Source organism: Prevotella sp. P5-108, assembly GCF_002251385.1.
Classification (GTDB): domain Bacteria; phylum Bacteroidota; class Bacteroidia; order Bacteroidales; family Bacteroidaceae; genus Prevotella.
In genome coordinates this window covers 20,988-39,185 of record NZ_NPJJ01000043.1, presented here as the reverse complement: position 1 = coordinate 39,185, position 18,198 = coordinate 20,988, and the positions used below count along the sequence as shown (strand labels likewise).

Sequence of the window (18,198 nt, the reverse complement as noted above, 5' to 3'; positions counted from 1 at the left end):
CTATATCTCAAGCCTGACTGAATTAGATTTGTTGCAGATAGGCAGCACACTGCTCGGCACAACGCTCACCATCTACGCCGGCAGACACAATTCCGCCTGCATACCCCGCTCCTTCTCCACAGGGGAAAAGGCCATGGAGTCTCACATGCATAAGCGTTTCCCGGTCGCGAAGTATTCTCACCGGAGAGCTGGTACGTGTTTCCATAGCTATGAGCACCGCTTCATTGGTAAGAAAACCATGAGCCTGGCGACCAAAGGTCTTGAAACCTTCCTGAAGCCGTGATGCAATCGGCTTGGGCATCCAGAAATGCAATGGGCTCGAAATCAATCCGGGCGCATAGCTGCTTGCGGGTAGGTCATAGCTCAATCTGTTGTTCACGAAGTCAGCCATTCGCTGGGCTGGAGCTGTCTGCTGACGGTTTCCTTGTTGCCAACACATCTTCTCAACTTCCTCCTGGTAGTGCATAACGGCCAATGGATTGTCTGCATCGATATCCTCGGGACGCAACTCGACAACCATACCCGAATTGCTCCACTTGGTTCCACGGTTGGCGGGGCTCATACCATTGACAACGATTTGCTCGGGTCCTGTTGCAGCGGGTATTACAAAACCGCCGGGACACATGCAAAAGCTATAAACGCCCCTTCCGTCAACCTGAGTGACCATGCTATACTCTGCAGCAGGAAGGTATTTGCCGCGACCTTGCTTACTGTGATATTGTATCTGGTCTATAAGCATGGCGGGATGCTCGAGTCTTACACCGACGGCAATGCCTTTGGCCTCAATCTCAATATTGTCACGATAAAGATAACGATAAACGTCGCGAGCACTATGACCCGTCGCCAAAATGACCGGTCCACTCCAACTACGTTGGTCACCTGTCACCAAATCGACGGCCTCTACACCAACAACGGTGTCGCCCTTTGTGATGAGGCTGGTCATTTTGGTCTGGAAATGCACCTGACCGCCACATCCAAGGATAGTGTTGCGCATGTTTTCTATAACTCGGGGCAACTTGTCGGTACCTATATGAGGATGGGCATCAACCAGAATGGATGTGGAGGCACCGTGCTGACAGAACACATTAAGTATTTTGTCGACATTGCCACGCTTCTTGCTGCGTGTAAACAACTTGCCATCCGAGTAAGCGCCAGCTCCGCCTTCGCCAAAACAATAGTTGGACTCTTCATCCACCTTTTGGATTTTGGCAATGAGTGCCATATCACGCTTACGGTCATGGACATTCTTTCCACGCTCAAGCACAATCGGCTTATACCCAAGTTCTATCAGTCGCAAAGCAGCAAACAAGCCGCCGGGGCCCTCTCCTATCACGAGCACCTGAGGCTTTTCATCTACCTGGGGATAGACGGTGCGTTGGAAGTCACCGGAAGGAAACTCATTGATGTAGACTCTGACCGTGAGGTTGATGAATATATTACGCTGACGGGCATCTATTGACCGTTTGACAATGCGCGTGGTCGTAACATTAGTCACGTCGACGCCCTTTTCGTCTGCCAAAAACTGTAATATACTCTGTTCGCTTGCCGCGACTTGCGGCGTAACTCTTATCTGGTAATCGGTGGTCATATCTATACTATATATTATTCTGACAGGCCGCATTCCAAAGACCTATCTCATCTGCAAAAATACATCATTTATATTAATCACACAATCTATTACAAATAAAAATGCCAGATGTGGACAAAAAAAGAGGATGGTTGCTCAAACAACCACCCTCTCCATATATAAATTTAATAATGTTAGTCAAGCCACTTCACATAGCAGAAGTCCTGACGATGGGGCAGCTCAGCATTCTTGGGATACATACGAACACAAGTACGGAAGGCACCAGCAACATCGGGTTCAACATTTACCTCGAAGATATAGTTATTGCCCTCGTGGCCAACTACCTCGAACGGATGAACGCTGTAAACCTGGCGACCATCAGGAGTAAGCTCGTTGTTGAGCGAAACAATCTCCAGACCAACAGCGTCAACCAGGCCCTGCTCGTCGATAACATATCTCAGCTTGTAGCTTACTCCGGTCTCGCCGCCATTATCAAGGAGAGCTGTCTCCTTAGACACAACGTTGATACTATCCCAACGCTCGGCAACGGTTTCCTTCCACTGAGCCAGGTCCTTAGCCAGACGATTGTTGTCGGCAGCCAGCTTGTGGTAGCGTGCAGCCTGGGCGTTGTAGAACTTAGTGTAGTAGTCATCCAACTGACGCTTCATGGTGTAGTGGGGAGCGATAGTGGCGATAGAGTTCTTGATTACCTTAATCCAACCCTCACTATAGCCCTTCTTAGACTTCTTATAGTAGAGAGGAATAATCTCATTCTCGAGCAGACCATAGATTGTAGCTGCGTCGAGCTGGTCCTGATAACCCTGGTTCTGATAGGTACGCTTCTCGGGGAGAGCCCAACCGGCACCCTCACGATAGCCTTCAACCCACCAACCATCAAGAACAGAGAGGTTAACCACACCGTTCATCTCGGCCTTCTCACCAGATGTGCCGGAAGCCTCGAGAGGACGGGTAGGAGTATTCATCCAGATATCGACACCAGATACCAAGCGACGGGCAAGCTGCATATCGTAGTCCTCGAGGAAGATAATCTTACCGAGGAACTCTGGACGCTGGCTGATTTCAAAGATCTTCTTGATAAGTCCCTGTCCGGCACCGTCGGCGGGGTGAGCCTTACCAGAGAAGAAGAAGAGAACTGGATGCTCGGGGTCGTTAACAATCTTGCTGAGGCGATCCAGGTCGGTGAAGAGCAGGTGGGCGCGCTTGTAAGTAGCAAAACGACGGCAGAAGCCAATCATCAGCGCGTTGGGGTTGATGCGCTCAAGCAGGGATACCACGCGAGCAGGGTCGCCCTGGTTGCGGAGCCATGTCTGGGTAAACTTCTCACGGATATAGCTAATGAGCTTCTTCTTGAGAGCCATACGGGTCTCCCAGATTTCATCGTCTGGAACGTTGTAGATACCATGCCAGATAGACTCATTGCTCTGGTCGCTCATGAACGACTCGTCGAAATACTTGTCATATACCTTACGCCACTCTGTCGCTGTCCATGATGGGAAGTGAACGCCATTGGTAACATAGCCCACTGAGTTTTCCTCTGCAAAATATCCCTTCCACAGGGGCTGGAACATCTGCTGGCTAACCCAGCCATGAAGCTTGCTCACGCCATTGATACCCTGGCAGGTGTTGCAAGCGAATGTTGACATACAGAAACGCTCACTGTGGTCATCTGGATTCTGACGACCCATGCCGATAAACTCATCCCAGCTGATGCCGAGACGTGAAGGATAGCCGCCCATGTACTTGCCAAACAGAGACTCATCGAAGTAGTCGTGACCGGCAGGCACAGGAGTGTGAACGGTATAGAGTGAAGAAGCCTTAACCAGCTCCATAGCCTGGTTGAAGGTAAGGCCATTGTCAACATAGTCGCAGAGACGCTGCAGGTTGCACAGGGCAGCGTGGCCCTCATTGCAGTGATAGATGTCCTTGGTAATTCCGAGCTTCTTCAGAGTAAGGATACCACCAATACCCAGCAGGATTTCCTGCTTCAGACGGTTCTCCCAGTCGCCGCCATACAGTGAATGGGTGATAGGACGGTCAAACTCAGAGTTCATATCATTGTCGGTATCGAGCAGATAGAGCTTGATACGGCCAACGTTTACCTGCCAAACATAAGCATGTACCTGATAGTTCATATAGGGTACGTCTACCACAACAGGGTTGCCATCCTTGTCCAGAACACGCTCAATAGGAAGAGAATTGAAGTTCTGGGCGTCGTATTTGGCAATCTGCTGGCCGTCCATACTCAGACTCTGAGTGAAGTAGCCGAAGCGATAGAGGAAACCTACGGCACAGAGGTCTACATTACTGTCAGAAGCCTCCTTGAGGTAGTCACCAGCCAGCATACCGAGACCACCGGAGTAAATCTTGAGCACCTGGTTGAGACCATATTCCATACAGAAATAAGCTACAGAAGGACGACTGGCATCGGGCTTGACGTTCATATAGGTCGTAAACTTCGCATATACATCCTTGATTTTCTTCATCAGCTTTGTATCGTTCACGATTTCGACCTTGCGATCATAGCTTAATCTCTCCAGAAGAAGCACTGGGTTGTGTCCAACTTCCTCATAGAGCTTTTCATCGAGACACTTAAACATGTTACGTGCTTCGTAGTTCCAGCCCCACCACATGTTGTGAGCGAGCTCATCCAGACATTTTAATTTTTCTGGCAATCTTGATTTGATTGTCAACTCCTTCCATTTCGGCTCGTTGACATAATCTGACTTTATCTTCATATATGTAATTTATTAGTATTACCTTATTAATATATATTATCTCTTTGCAGACTTGGAGAGTGCGATGTCGTAGGCTTCCTTGTAGTAGGCGATGAATTTGCTCCACAATGCCTTCTTGGAGAGGCGCACTGCCGCATCGCGGCATGTCTTTACCTCGTCGGGCGACATGGCTGCAAACTCTCTAATGGTCTCACAAAGCTCGTCGGCCACATTATTATAATTATAGTCGGTACGATGCACCACCTTGACGCCATCTCTGAGTTCGCTGTCTGCCCCCTTTACCTGGTTGGCCCACAGTCCGAAGCCTGCCAAATCGGTAGTGATACAAGGCACATGGAAAGCGATGGCCTCAAGCGGGGTATAGCCCCAAGGCTCGTAGTATGAGGGATAGACGCAGAGGTCATTGCCGAGCACTACGTCATAGTATGGCATATCGACGATGCCGTCGTCGCCAGTAAGATAACAAGGGATGAATATCACTTTGACCTTGTCATCGAGACGGTTGTGCATGTCGAGATAGTTCATCATGCCGAGCACCTTGTCGTCATTGGCATTGTGCAGCCAATGGGTGACTCTCGGATTGTCGAGGGGCGTATCAAAAGTCTTGCCTTGCTCCATCAGCGCGAGGCGTTCCTGCAAGTCCTGACGGCCCATGCCTACCCAGCCCGGCACTTCGATGAAGGCGAGCACATTGCGGTTGAGTCTGTCATTGTGACGCAGACGGTTGAGAGAGTCGATGAAGACATCGATGCCCTTGTTGCGGAACTCATAACGGCCGCTTGTCGACACGATTACGGTGTCGTCGTCCAGACTGGTACCCATCAGCGCGTTGGCTATGTTCAGGAGTTTGGCTCTTGCCAACTTCCTCTTGCGGGTAAACGCAGCGCCCTTGGGCACAAAGTCGTTTTCAAATCCATTGGGCAGAACCACATCTACGGGCTTGTCCAGCAACTCCTTGCACTCCAGAGCGGTAATGTCGCTCACAGTAGTGAAGCAGTCAACGTTGTGGGCAGTACGCAATTCGATGGAATGTTTGGACTGCATATTGAGTTCATCAGCCATCTGATTGCCATTGTAAGCGTCGAGATACTGATAGAGCGGCTTGTTGTTGCCGGCGATGCTTCGACCTATACTTGTGGCATGGGTGGTGAATATAGTGGCTATCTCGGGCACCTTGCTCTTGACGTACAGCAGACCGAGACCAGTCATCCACTCATTGCCATGATATACCACGCGACGGTTGCCATTGATGTAGTAACGATAGAAGCTCTCTACCACTCGGCCGGCAGCATAGGAGAACATCGAGGCTTCGTCGTAATCGCCATAGGCATGCAGACTATCCACCTGATAGTGTTCCCACAACCAAGTGTATATATCATTCTTCTGAGCGAAGAATGGTTTGAAGTCAACTAAGATTGCTATAGGATTGCCGGGTACATTCCATCTACCCACGCGTAAAGCCAATTCCTTCTCCTGATTAACCCAATCAATGTAAAGCCGCTTGTCTTCTGTAAAATAGGGAGTTTCCTCTCCAAAATCAGGACCTATAAAAATGAGATTGTCACCGAGTTCTTTCTGTAGTGTGAGGGCACGCGACGAGAGTACTGTGTAGATACCGCCAACCTTATTGCAAACCTCCCAACTCGACTCAAATATATATTCCGGAAACAATAATGTTCTCTTCATAACTATTTATAATACGACGCAAAGGTAATCTAAAAATCGCAGAATAAGAAATTTATGTGTTAAAATCTTCAAATATAGGCACGTTTCTTGATTTGGAATTACTAACTTTGCCCTTGAAAAGAGCAAAAACCATCTTTGGAAGTAACGAAATGAAAAAAACATACACCATCATTATCTTGCTTTTGGCAGCGCTAAACTCTATTGCGCAGTCAACCAAGAACTTCAGCGGAAAGTTTGTCAACGAAGAGTTGGGGATATACCTGGTAATAGATTTTTACCAAAACAACGTGGTCGTGCCCAACCAGGAAATATACGGTGCCATGCCGGGCTTTCTGGGCGACTACAAAGACGGCCGCAAATGGCTCATTACAGACGCCAGAACCAACCACAGCGACACCGCAGCCCAGCTCGACATGGTCAATGACTATGGAAGCGAAGACCTGAAGGCAGAGCTGGTCATCGGCAAGGACGGCATCTGCACCCTGAAGCAGCTCAAGGGAAGCGCGCTGAAGGTGGCACGCAACCGCAAGTGGGTGAAGCTGCCCAAGCAGATTGTGTTCAAGAGAAAATAGGTTTGCATCGTTTATCTGCAAGCCCCCACCCCACTCTCTGTATACAAATATAAATAGGTATAAGAGACGCGCGCCTCTCCACAAGTCACGATCTTGTGAATGACAGGCGCGTTGGCGATGCCAACTTTAACCCTCATCTGCCTACGAGACGGCTTTGCGCAGATTGCAAAGCGCGAATTCTGCAAATCGCAGTTTGCAATGATGGTTTCAAGTCATGAAATCACCAAATCGCGCTTCAAAATCATATTAAAAGCCATCGCGGATAATTTCGCCGTTTCGTCCTTCATGTAACTTGCGACATGTAGAATATCATGAAGGAGCATCGTGGCGGCAAAAACGATTTGCAATGATTTGGCTGCAATGATATCGGTCGAAACGTTGTCGGTTACAGAGAAAATGATTACCTTTGTAACTAAGGAGATTACTGCAACACTTATGAAGGATTGTTTTACATTCAAGCAGTTTGTGGTCAAGCACGACATGTGCGCCATGAAAGTGGGCACCGATGGTGTGCTCTTGGGCAGTTGGGCCGACGGCGGCGACAGGATATTGGATATCGGCACAGGCACCGGCCTCATCGCCCTGATGATGGCCCAGCGCTTTGACGGCGCGCATATCGACTGTATCGACATCGACCCCAAGGCTTGCCAGCAGGCTCGGGGCAATGTCGCTGACAGTCGTTTTGCCTCGAGAATCAATGTATATCACAGCGATGTGTCATCATTTGAACCACCACAACAATATGACAGCATCGTGTGCAACCCTCCCTTCTTTTCAGAGTCACTGAAATGCCCCGACGAGCAGCGCTCCATGGCACGCCACACCGACTCGCTGCTTCCCCAAGACCTCTTCCGGCATGCCTATAGACTACTTGCCCCCAACGGATTGCTATCGATAATCATCCCCACCGACCAGTCGGCCGTCTTCCTGCAGGAAAGCAGCATCGCAGGGTTCTTCATCCACAAGAAAACACTAATCAAGACGACAGAGAAAAAAACTGCCAAACGCATGTTGGTTACGTTTGGCAAATATCAGACCGACTCCTATCTGGAGAAGTGTCACGTCCTCATGGAGGGAGGTGACCGTTCTGCTTGGTATAAAGCACTGACAGAAGAGTTTTACCTATAAAAACATCTGTCAGATATTCAATTTGCGTTGCAGCACTTTGCTGAGCGCCAGCACATGGCGTCCCTGCTTCGACAAGTCGTCACGCACGATATTTATCTCATTGAATATCTGCGCTGCGGCGCTCTGGAAGGCATTAGGCTTGCGCTTGCTTCGGTCGGCATAAGGGTTCACGACGATATTGATGCCCTTCTCCTGCAGCGTAACCTCAACGTCGGCGTCGGTCATAACAGGGTCACCGTCGAAATGTATCATCCCGGGCTTGGAGCGGTGTATATGCAGATGTTTGGTTCTGAATGTCTTGATTTTGGAGCTCTGGTCGAGCGTCTTATTGAACATGTCAATGCTTATCTGCGGCGCTTCGAGCAGGTCGAATGGCTCCATGATGATTACATCCATCAGTCCGTCGCTCATGGATGCCTGTGGCGCAATGTAGCAATTGTTGCCATACTGCGACGCATTGGCACAAGAGACCAGGAAAGCCTTATAAGTAGCGGTCCCGTTCTCATCACATATCTCGTAAGTCTCTGGCTGGTACTTCAGTCCTTCCTCCAGAACCTTCTGGACATAAGTGATGGGGCCACGCTTGCCAGCTTCGGCAAACTTGTGACTGACACAAGCGTCGAAACCCATTCCACAAGTACAGAAGAAGGGATAGCCATTGATGACACCATAGTCGAGAGGTCGTATCTGGCACAGATTGATTATCTCGAGCGCCTTCCGGATATTGATAGGTATCATCAGGTGGCGCGCAAGACCATTGCCCGAGCCACAGGGGATAATGCCCAAAGCCGTATGGGAATGAACAATGGCGCGACCTACCTCATTGACAGTCCCATCGCCACCAACAGCCACGCAGACATCAACCCCATCAGCAACAGCCTGCCTTGCCAGTTGCTCGGCATGACCCGCATACTCGGTAACGCGAATCTGACAATCAAACTTGCTGCTGTCTATATATTTGTCGATTAACGGCGCAATGCCATCCTTACTCGTAGTACCCGAAATAGGGTTCATTATGAATAATACTTTCAACTTCATAAATGAATCTTTAACTGCAAAAGTACAAAAAAGCTTTCCATATTTCTTCACAAACGGTATTATTTTTATCAAAAAGAGTTATTTCTTATCACATTTCGCTCTTTTATAAGTTTTTTTTGTACCTTTGCACAAAATTTGACTAATAACGAGAGTTTAAAATGGGACAATTACAAGAAAGGTATAAGAATTACCGAGAGCCACAGAAGTATATGGCTGCAGGAGTGTATCCATATTTCCGGGCAATAACCAGCAAACAGGGTCCAGAAGTAGAAATGGACGGCCACAAGGTATTGATGTTTGGCTCAAACGCCTATACAGGTCTTACCGGTGACGAGAGAGTTATCGAGGCCGCCCACAAAGCGCTTGATAAATACGGATCCGGATGCGCCGGTAGCCGTTTTCTGAATGGTACTCTTGACATTCACGTACAATTAGAAAAAGAACTCGCCGAGTTTGAACATAAAGACGACGCTCTATGCTTTGCCACAGGTTTCTCAGTCAACGCTGGCGTTATCGCAATGGTGGTAGGCCGTGGAGATTATATTATCTGTGACGACCGCGACCACGCAAGTATCGTTGACGGCCGCCGTCTGTCATTTGCCACTCAGCTCCACTACAAGCACAACGACATGGAAGATCTGGAGCGCGTGCTTCAGAAACTGCCCAAAGAGGCCATCAAGCTCATCGTAGTCGATGGCGTTTTCTCTATGGAAGGTGATTTGGCCAAGCTGCCCGAAATCGTTGAACTCAAGCATAAATACAACTGTTCGCTCATGGTAGACGAGGCACACGGCCTTGGCGTATTCGGCAAGCAGGGACGCGGAGTCTGCGACCACTTCGGTCTGACCGACGAGGTAGACCTCATCATGGGCACATTCTCGAAGAGCCTTGCATCGATTGGCGGCTTCATTGCCGGCGATGCAGACACCATCAATTTCCTGCGCCACAGCTGCCGTACTTATATCTTCAGTGCCAGCGACACTCCCGCTGCTACCGCTGCTGCTCTCGAGGCTCTGCACATCCTTCAGGAGGAGCCCTCGCGTCTGGAGCACCTTTGGGATGTGACCAACTATGCTCTGAAGCGTTTCAAGGAAGAAGGCTTTGAAATCGGAGATACCGAAAGTCCTATCATACCTCTCTATGTAAGAGACATCGAGAAGACCTTTATGGTTACCAAGCTGGCCTTTGACAACGGTGTGTTCATCAACCCCGTTATCCCACCAGCCTGCGCACCACAGGATACGCTGGTAAGATTTGCCCTTATGGCATCTCACACCCAAGAACAGGTTGAGCGCGGTGTTCAGATATTGAAGAAAGCATTCAAAGAACTTGAGATAATCAAGTAACAATAATGACAAACAATCGGAATAAGCTGAGAGAACGACGTTCTGTCAGCTTATTTCTTTTCAAGATAAAGAGAGTCACGATTATTTGTTCGTTTCAATTATTATTACTAACTTTGCTGCGTAAATATACATATTATAATAAAGTATAAGTTATGCTTACATTAAAACTTATCAGTGAAGAAACCGAGCGCGTGGTGCGCGGGTTGGAAAAGAAACACTTCAAAGGTGCTCGTGAAGCCATCGAGAAGGTACTGGAGTACGACAAGCTACGTCGTGAAACCCAGCAGAAATTAGACAACAACAAGCAACAACAGAACCTGCTGTCCAAGCAGATAGGCCAGTTGATGAAAGACGGCAAGAAGGACGAGGCCTATTCGACCAAGGAACAAGTTGCCGAGCTCAAATGTACCGACAAGGCTCTGCAAGAGATTATGGCAAAGGCACAGCAGGATATGACAGACATACTGCTCACCATCCCTAACATACCCAACGACGACGTGCCCGAAGGCAAGGATGCCGCTGACAACGTGGTAGTCAAAGAAGGAGGCCCCATGCCCGAACTTCCCGAAGACGCTCCTTGCCACTGGGATTTGCTCAAGAAATATAATCTGGTTGATTTTGACCTCGGCGTCAAGATTACCGGCGCCGGTTTCCCTCTCTATATCGGCAAGATGGCACGTTTCCAGCGCGCTCTCGAGGCTTTCTTCCTCGACGAGGCCCGCAAGAGCGGTTATCTGGAGATACAGCCTCCCTACGTAGTGAACGAAGCCAGCGGATATGGCACCGGCCAGCTGCCCGACAAGGAAGGCCAGATGTATCACGCCAATCTGGACAATCTCTATCTCATCCCTACTGCTGAAGTTCCTGTTACCAACATTTTCAGAGACGAGATACTGGACGAGAAGGACCTGCCCATCAAGCGCTGCGCCTATTCAGCCTGTTTCCGTCGTGAAGCAGGAAGCTATGGCAAGGACGTGAGAGGTCTCAACCGTCTCCACCAGTTTGACAAGGTTGAAATTGTACGCATCGACACTCCCGAACATTCATACCAAAGTCTGAACGAAATGCTCGACCATGTAGAGGGTCTGCTGAAGAAGCTGGAGCTCCCCTATCATATTCTGCGTCTGTGCGGCGGCGACATGAGTTTCACCTCTGCCATCTGCTATGACTTCGAAGTATGGAGCGCTGCACAAAAGCGTTGGCTTGAGGTTTCGTCAGTATCCAACTTTGAGAGTTATCAGGCCAACCGCCTGCACTGCCGTTTCCGTCGCAATGACACTAAGAAGATAGAAATCTGCCACACACTCAATGGCTCGGCCCTGGCTCTTCCACGTATTGTAGCCGCTATCATTGAGAACAACCAGACACCTGAAGGCATCCGCGTTCCTCGTGTACTGGTACCCTACTGCGGCTTCGAGATGCTCGACGACAAGAATTTCTAATTCCACCTTATTATATATGGGGTAAGGGCAAATAGCCCTTCCCCACTTGTTAACAACAAGAAATCATCATTCCACCATGTTCAAACTTATTTCCAAAAAACAATATTCAGAGAGAGTATTCTGCCTTGAAATAGAAGCGCCGCTTATAGCAAGAAGCTGCAAAGCCGGCAACTTCATCATCATCCGCGTCGACAAGAACAGCGAACGCGTACCCTATACTATCGCCATGTCTGATGCCGACAAAGGAACCCTTACTCTGGTAGTACAGGAAGTAGGTCTCTCTTCTACCAAATTGTGCCGATTGGAACCAGGGGCATATATAGAAGACGTAGTAGGCCCGTTGGGAACTCCATCAAAAATCGAGAACTACGGAACCGTGCTTTGTGCTGGAGGCGGCATTGGAATAGCCGCAATATTACCGATTCTTACTGCGCTGAAAAAAGCCGGTAACCGAGTAGTATCGGTACTGGCCGGTCGCACAAAGGAACTGGTGATAATGGTGGACGAAGTCGCCCAATACTCAGACGAGGTCATCATCATGACCGACGATGGTTCGTGGGGCGAAAAAGGTGTGGTCACCGCAGGTATGGAAAAGGTCATCAAGCGCGAGCATGTCGACAAGGTGCTTGCCATCGGACCTCCCATCATGATGAAGTTCTGTTCCTTGATGGCACAAAAGTACAATATCCCTAACGACGTCTCTCTGAACACGATTATGGTAGACGGAACCGGCATGTGTGGAGCATGCCGACTGACTATTGGCGGAAAGACGAAGTTTGTATGTATCGACGGCCCTGAGTTTGACGGCAACCTCGTAGATTGGGATGAAATGTTCAAGCGTATGGGTACTTTCAAGGCCGTTGAACGCGTGGAGATGGAACACTATGCCGAACACGTAACTATTCCCGTAGCTGAAGAGAAAGAGAGCTGTGATGACAGCAAGAGCTGCAAGTGTAACAATACTGCCGAAGCATGCGACCTCACAGACCGCAACGCTGCATGGCGTGAAGAACTGAGAAAGGCGAAGAGTGCCAAAGAGCGCAAAACGATTGCCCGTGTGGTAATGCCCGAACTGGATGCCACCTATCGCGCCACAACACGACTGGAAGAGGTCAACAAAGGCCTCACCAAAGAGATGGCTCTCGTTGAGGCTCAACGCTGTCTGGACTGTGCCAAGCCTGGATGCGTGGAAGGTTGTCCTGTAAGTATCAACATCCCCTCATTCATCAAGAATATAGAGCGCGGCGAATTCCTCGCTGCTGCCAAGGTGCTGAAACAAACCTCGGCTCTGCCCGCCGTATGTGGCCGCGTATGCCCCCAGGAGAAACAGTGTGAAAGCAAATGTATCCATCTCAAGATGAACGAACCAGCTGTGGCCATAGGTTATCTTGAGCGTTTCGCCGCCGATTATGAACGTGAAAGCAATAGTATCGCACTGCCGGATATGGCACCTAAGAACGGCATCAAAGTAGCGGTTGTCGGTTCGGGTCCTGCCGGTCTGAGTTTCGCTGGCGAAATGGCCAAGCACGGCTTTCACGTACATGTATTCGAGGCACTTCACGAAATTGGCGGAGTGCTGAAGTATGGTATTCCCGAATTCCGTTTGCCCAATAAGATTGTCGATGTTGAGATAGACAATCTTCGCAAGATGGGCGTGGAATTCCAAACCGACTGTATTGTAGGCAAGACCATAACAGTAGAGCAGCTCGAAGAACAGGGATTCAAGGGGATATTCGTCGCTTCAGGCGCAGGATTACCCAACTTCATGAACATCCCTGGCGAAAACTACATCAATATTATGTCATCCAACGAGTATCTGACCCGAGTAAATCTGATGGATGCCGCCAATGAACGGACAGACACACCCATGAATATCGGCAAGAAAGTGCTGGTAGTAGGCGGCGGAAACACGGCAATGGACTCTTGTCGCACGGCAAAGCGCTTGGGAGCAGATGTCACCCTCGCCTACCGCAGGTCGGAGACAGAGATGCCTGCCCGTCTGGAAGAAGTAAAGCATGCCAAAGAGGAAGGCATCAACTTCCTTACACTCCATAATCCCAAAGAATATCTGGCTGATGAAGAAGGACGCGTGAAGGCTGCCGTACTCGATATCATGAAGCTGGGCGAACCCGACGCAAGCGGAAGAAGAAGCCCTATAGCTACTGGGGAAACACTGACAATAGAATGTGACCAGGTAATTGTTGCTGTGGGCGTATCGCCCAACCCACTTGTACCCAAGTCGATACCCGGCTTGGAACTGGGGCGAAAGAATACCATCGTCGTGAACGAACAGATGCAGAGCAGTCGTCCAGAACTGTATGCTGGCGGCGATATAGTAAGAGGTGGCGCTACCGTAATTCTGGCAATGGGCGACGGGCGTCGCGCTGCCAAGAACATGGCTGAGCGCCTAATCAACATGTCTAACGACAACAAATAAAGAAAAGAAAATGAACGGGTTGTACACCATCATTCTACTTATACTGAGCAACGTATTTATGACATTGGCCTGGTACGGCCATCTGAAAATACAGCAAACCGGCCTCTCACGCGACTGGCCACTAATTGGGGTTATCGTCTTCTCGTGGTCTATCGCATTCTTGGAATACTGTTGTCAGGTTCCTGCCAATCGCATAGGTTATGATGGCAATGGAGGCCCATTCTCGCTCGTACAGCTCAAGGTGATTCAAGAATGCGTCAGTCTGGTCGTGTTTGCCATTATAGCCAACATCCTCTTCCAAGGCCAGAACTTGCACTGGAACCACATTCTTGCTTTTCTGCTCATTATCTGTGCAGTTTATCTTGTGTTTATGAAATAGTATAACCATTATGAAGAAACTGATTATATTGATGATGCTCATCTCCGCTTGTGTATCAACACAAGCCCAAAAGCATCGCAGAGTTAAACGGCCGGCTGTCAAGGTGTCGACAGAGCCATCTCCCGAAGAGAAGCTATACGCATCCATGTTGCCATCAACCGCAAAAATCATGTTTATTGACAGTCTGGTGGTAGACAGAGACTCGTTTCTGACAAAGATTCCTCTCAATAAGGAGTCTGGCGAAATCATGTCTTACAACAAATTCTTCAACAAGGCCAAGAAAACATCAGTAATGATGTCGGTCTATATCAATGAATTTGGAGACCAAGCCTATTATGCGGAAGAAGACACTGTCAGATGGAATAAGCTCTATCGCTTGGACTGGCTTGGCGAGAAATGGGGTAAACGCACCAAGGTAGAAGGCATCGACTCTGCCTTCCATCAAATCAATTATCCGTTTGTCTTGTCTGACGGTATCACTCTATTCTTCTCGGCAAAGGGAGCCAACAGTGTTGGCGGTTACGATATCTTCACAACTACATTCGACAGCGACAGTGGCAAGTTCTATGAGCCCCAGAATTATGGTTTCCCCTTCAATTCCACAGCCAATGACTACTTCCTTGCCATAGACGAGTATGACAATATAGGATGGTTGGTAAGCGACCGCAACCAGCCAGAGGGCAAGGTGTGTATCTATACATTCATCCCACCTACTCTCCGCAAAAGTTTTGAGGAGGATGACTTGACGGAAGATGAGCTCAAGAAGTATGCCAACATCCAAAGCATCGCCGACACATGGAAATTTGGTAACCGCGCAGAAGGGCTGCAAAAGAAGGCCAATCTGCTGGAACGCCAAGCAGCCAAGTCAAGCGACGAGTATTTCTCCTTTGTCATCAATGACAAGCTGGTCTATCATCGCCTGGATAACTTCAGGAGCAAAGCAAACCGCCAGCAATTCCTGATGTTCAACGGACAAAAGGCACTCTATCGCAAAAAGATGGAAGAACTTGACAAGATGAGGCTGAATTATGAAAGTCTCTCGAAAGGACAGAAAGCAAAAGTATCTACTGACATCATCAATAAAGAACAAGAAACAGAGCAACTGCTCAACACAATTACTGAGACAGAAAAGAGAATAAGAAACTCTGAGAACAAACTTATTAACAGATAACTATTATGAAGTATTTTGCTGAATCTGAATTAATTATTAACCCAGATGGTAGCATTTTCCATCTGCACGTTAAGCCAGAACAGCTCGCTGACAAGATTATTCTCGTTGGCGACCCTGGCAGAGTTGCACTTGTTGCCTCTCATTTTGAGACCAAGGAGTGTGAAGTAGAAAGCAGAGAGTTCAAAACCATCACAGGTACATATAAAGGAAAACGTATCACTGTACAAAGCACAGGTATTGGCTGTGACAACATCGATATCGTTGTGAATGAGATGGACGCCTTGGCCAACATTGACTTCAAGACGAGACACGAGAAGGAAACCTTCAAGCAACTCACATTTGTACGTATTGGTACATGCGGCGGTCTCCAGCCATACACACCTGTTGGAACATTTGTTGCCAGCGTGAAAAGCATCGGTTTCGACGGATTGCTCAACTTCTATGCCGGACGTAACCACGTATGCGACCTCAAACTTGAGGAGGCATTTAAGAAGCACATGAATTGGAGTCCGCTTCTCTCAGCGCCCTACGTGATTGATGGTGACAAAGAGTTGGTAGACCGCATTGCAGGCGAAGATATGGTAAGAGGCATCACCATCGCATGTGGCGGTTTCTTCGGCCCCCAGGGTCGTGAATTGAGAATTCCTCTGGCAGACCCTCATCAGAACGAGAAGGTAGAGAGCTTCGTATATGGTGACTTACGTATAACCAATTTTGAAATGGAATCCAGCGCGCTCGCCGGCCTCTCCGCTCTCATGGGCCACAAAGCCATGACTTGCTGTATGGTAATTGCCAACAGGGTGGCCAAGGAAGCTAATGCTAATTACAAGAATTCTATCGACAATCTTATCATAGAAGTACTTGATAGAATCTAGTCTGACCTGACAGACATCTCGTATAAAACGAACAGCGTCATACTATTGTCCTACGTGAGAAACAAGAGACAACGGTATGACGCTGATAGAATATAGCAACACCACCATCGGCGTGGATATATATTAGAGGTACATATACATATTTATTATATAGATGATGAACAACGATACTATATGCGCTCTGGCCACACCTGCAGGCGGAGCCATCTCACTCATAAGAATCAGCGGTGACAGAGCGATTGACATTGCTGACATGGTGTTTATATCAAGCTCGAAGAGGCCTCTAAAATCTGCACGCCCAAACACAATACATTTCGGCAACATCATAGACTCCAACGGCGAGGTTGTCGATGAAGTCCTTGTTAGTGTATTCCATGCACCCCATTCCTATACAGGAGAAGATTCTATTGAAATCTCATGCCATGGGTCTACGTTCATAGCCGCCACGATTCTTAGAATGCTTATTGAAAAAGGCTGTCGCCAAGCTACACCCGGAGAATACACTATGCGCGCTTACCTCAATGGGAAAATGGACCTTAGTCAGGCAGAAGCCGTGGCAGACCTCATTGCGTCTACCAATAAAGCGACTCATAAAATAGCCATGTCCCAGCTCAAAGGTCACTTCAGCAACGACTTGGCCATACTTCGTGACAAACTGTTGAAAATCACGTCTCTGCTTGAACTCGAGCTTGACTTCTCCGACCATGAGGAATTAGAATTTGCTGAGCGGGGAGAATTGCTTGCTTTGGCCGAAAGCATTGAGAACAAGATTGATAGTCTGTGCAAATCATTCGAGAGTGGCAAGGCCATCAAGGAAGGCGTCGCCGTTGCAATCATAGGCAAGACAAACGTTGGCAAGAGCACGTTGCTTAACAGGTTGTTAGGAGAAGATAGAGCCATCGTCAGCGACATCCACGGCACCACTCGCGATGTGATTGAGGACGCTACGACTATTAATGGCATCAAGTTCAGGTTTATTGATACCGCCGGTATCCGAACTACAGATGATGCCATTGAACAACTTGGAATTGAACGAACATTCGAGAAACTTAAGCAGGCGACCATCATACTCTGGCTGACCGACAAAGACACCTTTGACGAAGAAGAGCAAACTGCAATCGACGCCATTGATACCAATCAGAAGGTTATCATCGTCCGGAATAAAATTGACCACAACGCCTACACCCAGTCTCCCACTCAAGCCAAAGGCGTATTCCGCCAGATTGGCATCAGTGCCAAGTACGGTACGAATCTGGAAGAACTGAAACAAGCCATATACCAGGCCGCCAACATTCCCGAGATACATGAAAACGACTATCTCGTCACTTCCGCCCGTCATTACTATTCGCTACGCCAGTCTCAAGAAGCATTGCAGAGAGTAATCGAAGGTCTCTCCGCAAATCTTTCAGGCGACCTTATAAGCGAAGACCTACGCCAAGTCCTCTTTCATCTTTCCGAAATCACGGGCAATACCATCACCACGGATGAAGTCCTTGGCAATATCTTCTCTCATTTCTGCATCGGTAAATAGACCGCCTGACCATACTTGCAAAACGTTTTTGTAACTGCTTATAAGCCACCATTTTGGTGGCTTTTTTCGTTTTAACACTTTCCATTTGTAATTTGTTGATACCAGTTTTTCAAGGTAACTTTGGCTCAAATTTCGTTCCTGCGTTTCAATCGTGCGAACAAATGGAATGGCAAAACGCTATGTAGGACACCTCGTGAGAAATACTGAGAATCCTCCATTATCCGTCACAACCGCTATGCAGGGCACTCGTGAGAAATACTGAAAATATGT

At 48.4% G+C, this 18,198-nt stretch carries 13 protein-coding genes; 9 read left to right on the top strand and 4 right to left on the bottom strand.

Annotated features, from left to right (window positions below):
• Nucleotides 1-22 precede the first annotated feature (22 nt).
• From CIK95_RS08305 to CIK95_RS08295, 3 genes are all read right to left on the bottom strand, one after another.
• Nucleotides 23-1,588 (bottom strand): NAD(P)/FAD-dependent oxidoreductase, encoded by a 1,566-nt coding sequence (locus CIK95_RS08305; RefSeq protein ID WP_094466864.1) that lies wholly within the window; start codon nucleotides 1,586-1,588, stop codon nucleotides 23-25.
• A 173-nt stretch (nucleotides 1,589-1,761) separates the two neighbouring features.
• Entirely contained in the window at nucleotides 1,762-4,323 is a 2,562-nt protein-coding gene (gene glgP / locus CIK95_RS08300; protein WP_094466770.1) for an alpha-glucan family phosphorylase, read from the bottom strand.
• Between the two features lie 36 nt (nucleotides 4,324-4,359).
• A complete protein-coding gene (locus tag CIK95_RS08295) occupies nucleotides 4,360-6,009 on the bottom strand; it encodes a glycosyltransferase (protein ID WP_094466769.1) in 1,650 nt (549 codons plus the stop codon).
• Between the two features lie 149 nt (nucleotides 6,010-6,158).
• Between CIK95_RS08295 and CIK95_RS08290 the strand changes: the two genes are divergently transcribed.
• Together CIK95_RS08290 and CIK95_RS08285 are read left to right on the top strand one after the other, a co-directional pair.
• Nucleotides 6,159-6,581, top strand: coding sequence for a hypothetical protein (locus tag CIK95_RS08290; protein ID WP_094421969.1), 423 nt, complete (start codon nucleotides 6,159-6,161; stop codon nucleotides 6,579-6,581).
• Between the two features lie 435 nt (nucleotides 6,582-7,016).
• Nucleotides 7,017-7,709, top strand: coding sequence for a tRNA1(Val) (adenine(37)-N6)-methyltransferase (locus tag CIK95_RS08285; RefSeq protein WP_094466768.1), 693 nt, complete (start codon nucleotides 7,017-7,019; stop codon nucleotides 7,707-7,709).
• 9 nt (nucleotides 7,710-7,718) lie between these two features.
• Here CIK95_RS08285 and CIK95_RS08280 read toward each other — a convergent pair whose 3' ends face one another.
• A complete protein-coding gene (locus CIK95_RS08280; RefSeq protein WP_094386493.1) occupies nucleotides 7,719-8,747 on the bottom strand; it encodes a diacylglycerol kinase family protein in 1,029 nt (342 codons plus the stop codon).
• A 158-nt stretch (nucleotides 8,748-8,905) separates the two neighbouring features.
• Here CIK95_RS08280 and CIK95_RS08275 point away from each other — a divergent pair, with 158 nt between their 5' ends.
• The 7 genes from CIK95_RS08275 (at nucleotide 8,906) to mnmE (ending at nucleotide 17,928) form a co-directional block, all read left to right on the top strand.
• On the top strand, nucleotides 8,906-10,093 hold the full coding sequence (locus tag CIK95_RS08275) for an aminotransferase class I/II-fold pyridoxal phosphate-dependent enzyme (protein ID WP_022311062.1): 1,188 nt from the start codon (nucleotides 8,906-8,908) through the stop codon (nucleotides 10,091-10,093).
• Between the two features lie 152 nt (nucleotides 10,094-10,245).
• Complete coding sequence (serS, locus tag CIK95_RS08270) at nucleotides 10,246-11,535, top strand: serine--tRNA ligase (protein WP_094386495.1); 1,290 nt, start codon at nucleotides 10,246-10,248, stop codon at nucleotides 11,533-11,535.
• A gap of 76 nt (nucleotides 11,536-11,611) precedes the next feature.
• On the top strand, nucleotides 11,612-13,972 hold the full coding sequence (locus tag CIK95_RS08265; protein WP_094466767.1) for a bifunctional dihydroorotate dehydrogenase B NAD binding subunit/NADPH-dependent glutamate synthase: 2,361 nt from the start codon (nucleotides 11,612-11,614) through the stop codon (nucleotides 13,970-13,972).
• A 10-nt stretch (nucleotides 13,973-13,982) separates the two neighbouring features.
• Complete coding sequence (locus tag CIK95_RS08260; RefSeq protein ID WP_094466766.1) at nucleotides 13,983-14,351, top strand: DMT family protein; 369 nt, start codon at nucleotides 13,983-13,985, stop codon at nucleotides 14,349-14,351.
• 10 nt (nucleotides 14,352-14,361) lie between these two features.
• The gene (locus tag CIK95_RS08255) at nucleotides 14,362-15,522 is read left to right on the top strand and encodes a hypothetical protein (protein ID WP_144007783.1); all 1,161 of its coding nucleotides are present in this window, start codon (nucleotides 14,362-14,364) and stop codon (nucleotides 15,520-15,522) included.
• A gap of 2 nt (nucleotides 15,523-15,524) precedes the next feature.
• A complete protein-coding gene (locus CIK95_RS08250; protein WP_094466764.1) occupies nucleotides 15,525-16,397 on the top strand; it encodes a nucleoside phosphorylase in 873 nt (290 codons plus the stop codon).
• A gap of 157 nt (nucleotides 16,398-16,554) precedes the next feature.
• Nucleotides 16,555-17,928, top strand: a complete 1,374-nt coding sequence (gene mnmE, locus CIK95_RS08245; RefSeq protein ID WP_094466863.1) for a tRNA uridine-5-carboxymethylaminomethyl(34) synthesis GTPase MnmE — start codon at nucleotides 16,555-16,557, stop codon at nucleotides 17,926-17,928.
• The last annotated feature ends 270 nt before the right edge of the window (nucleotides 17,929-18,198 follow it).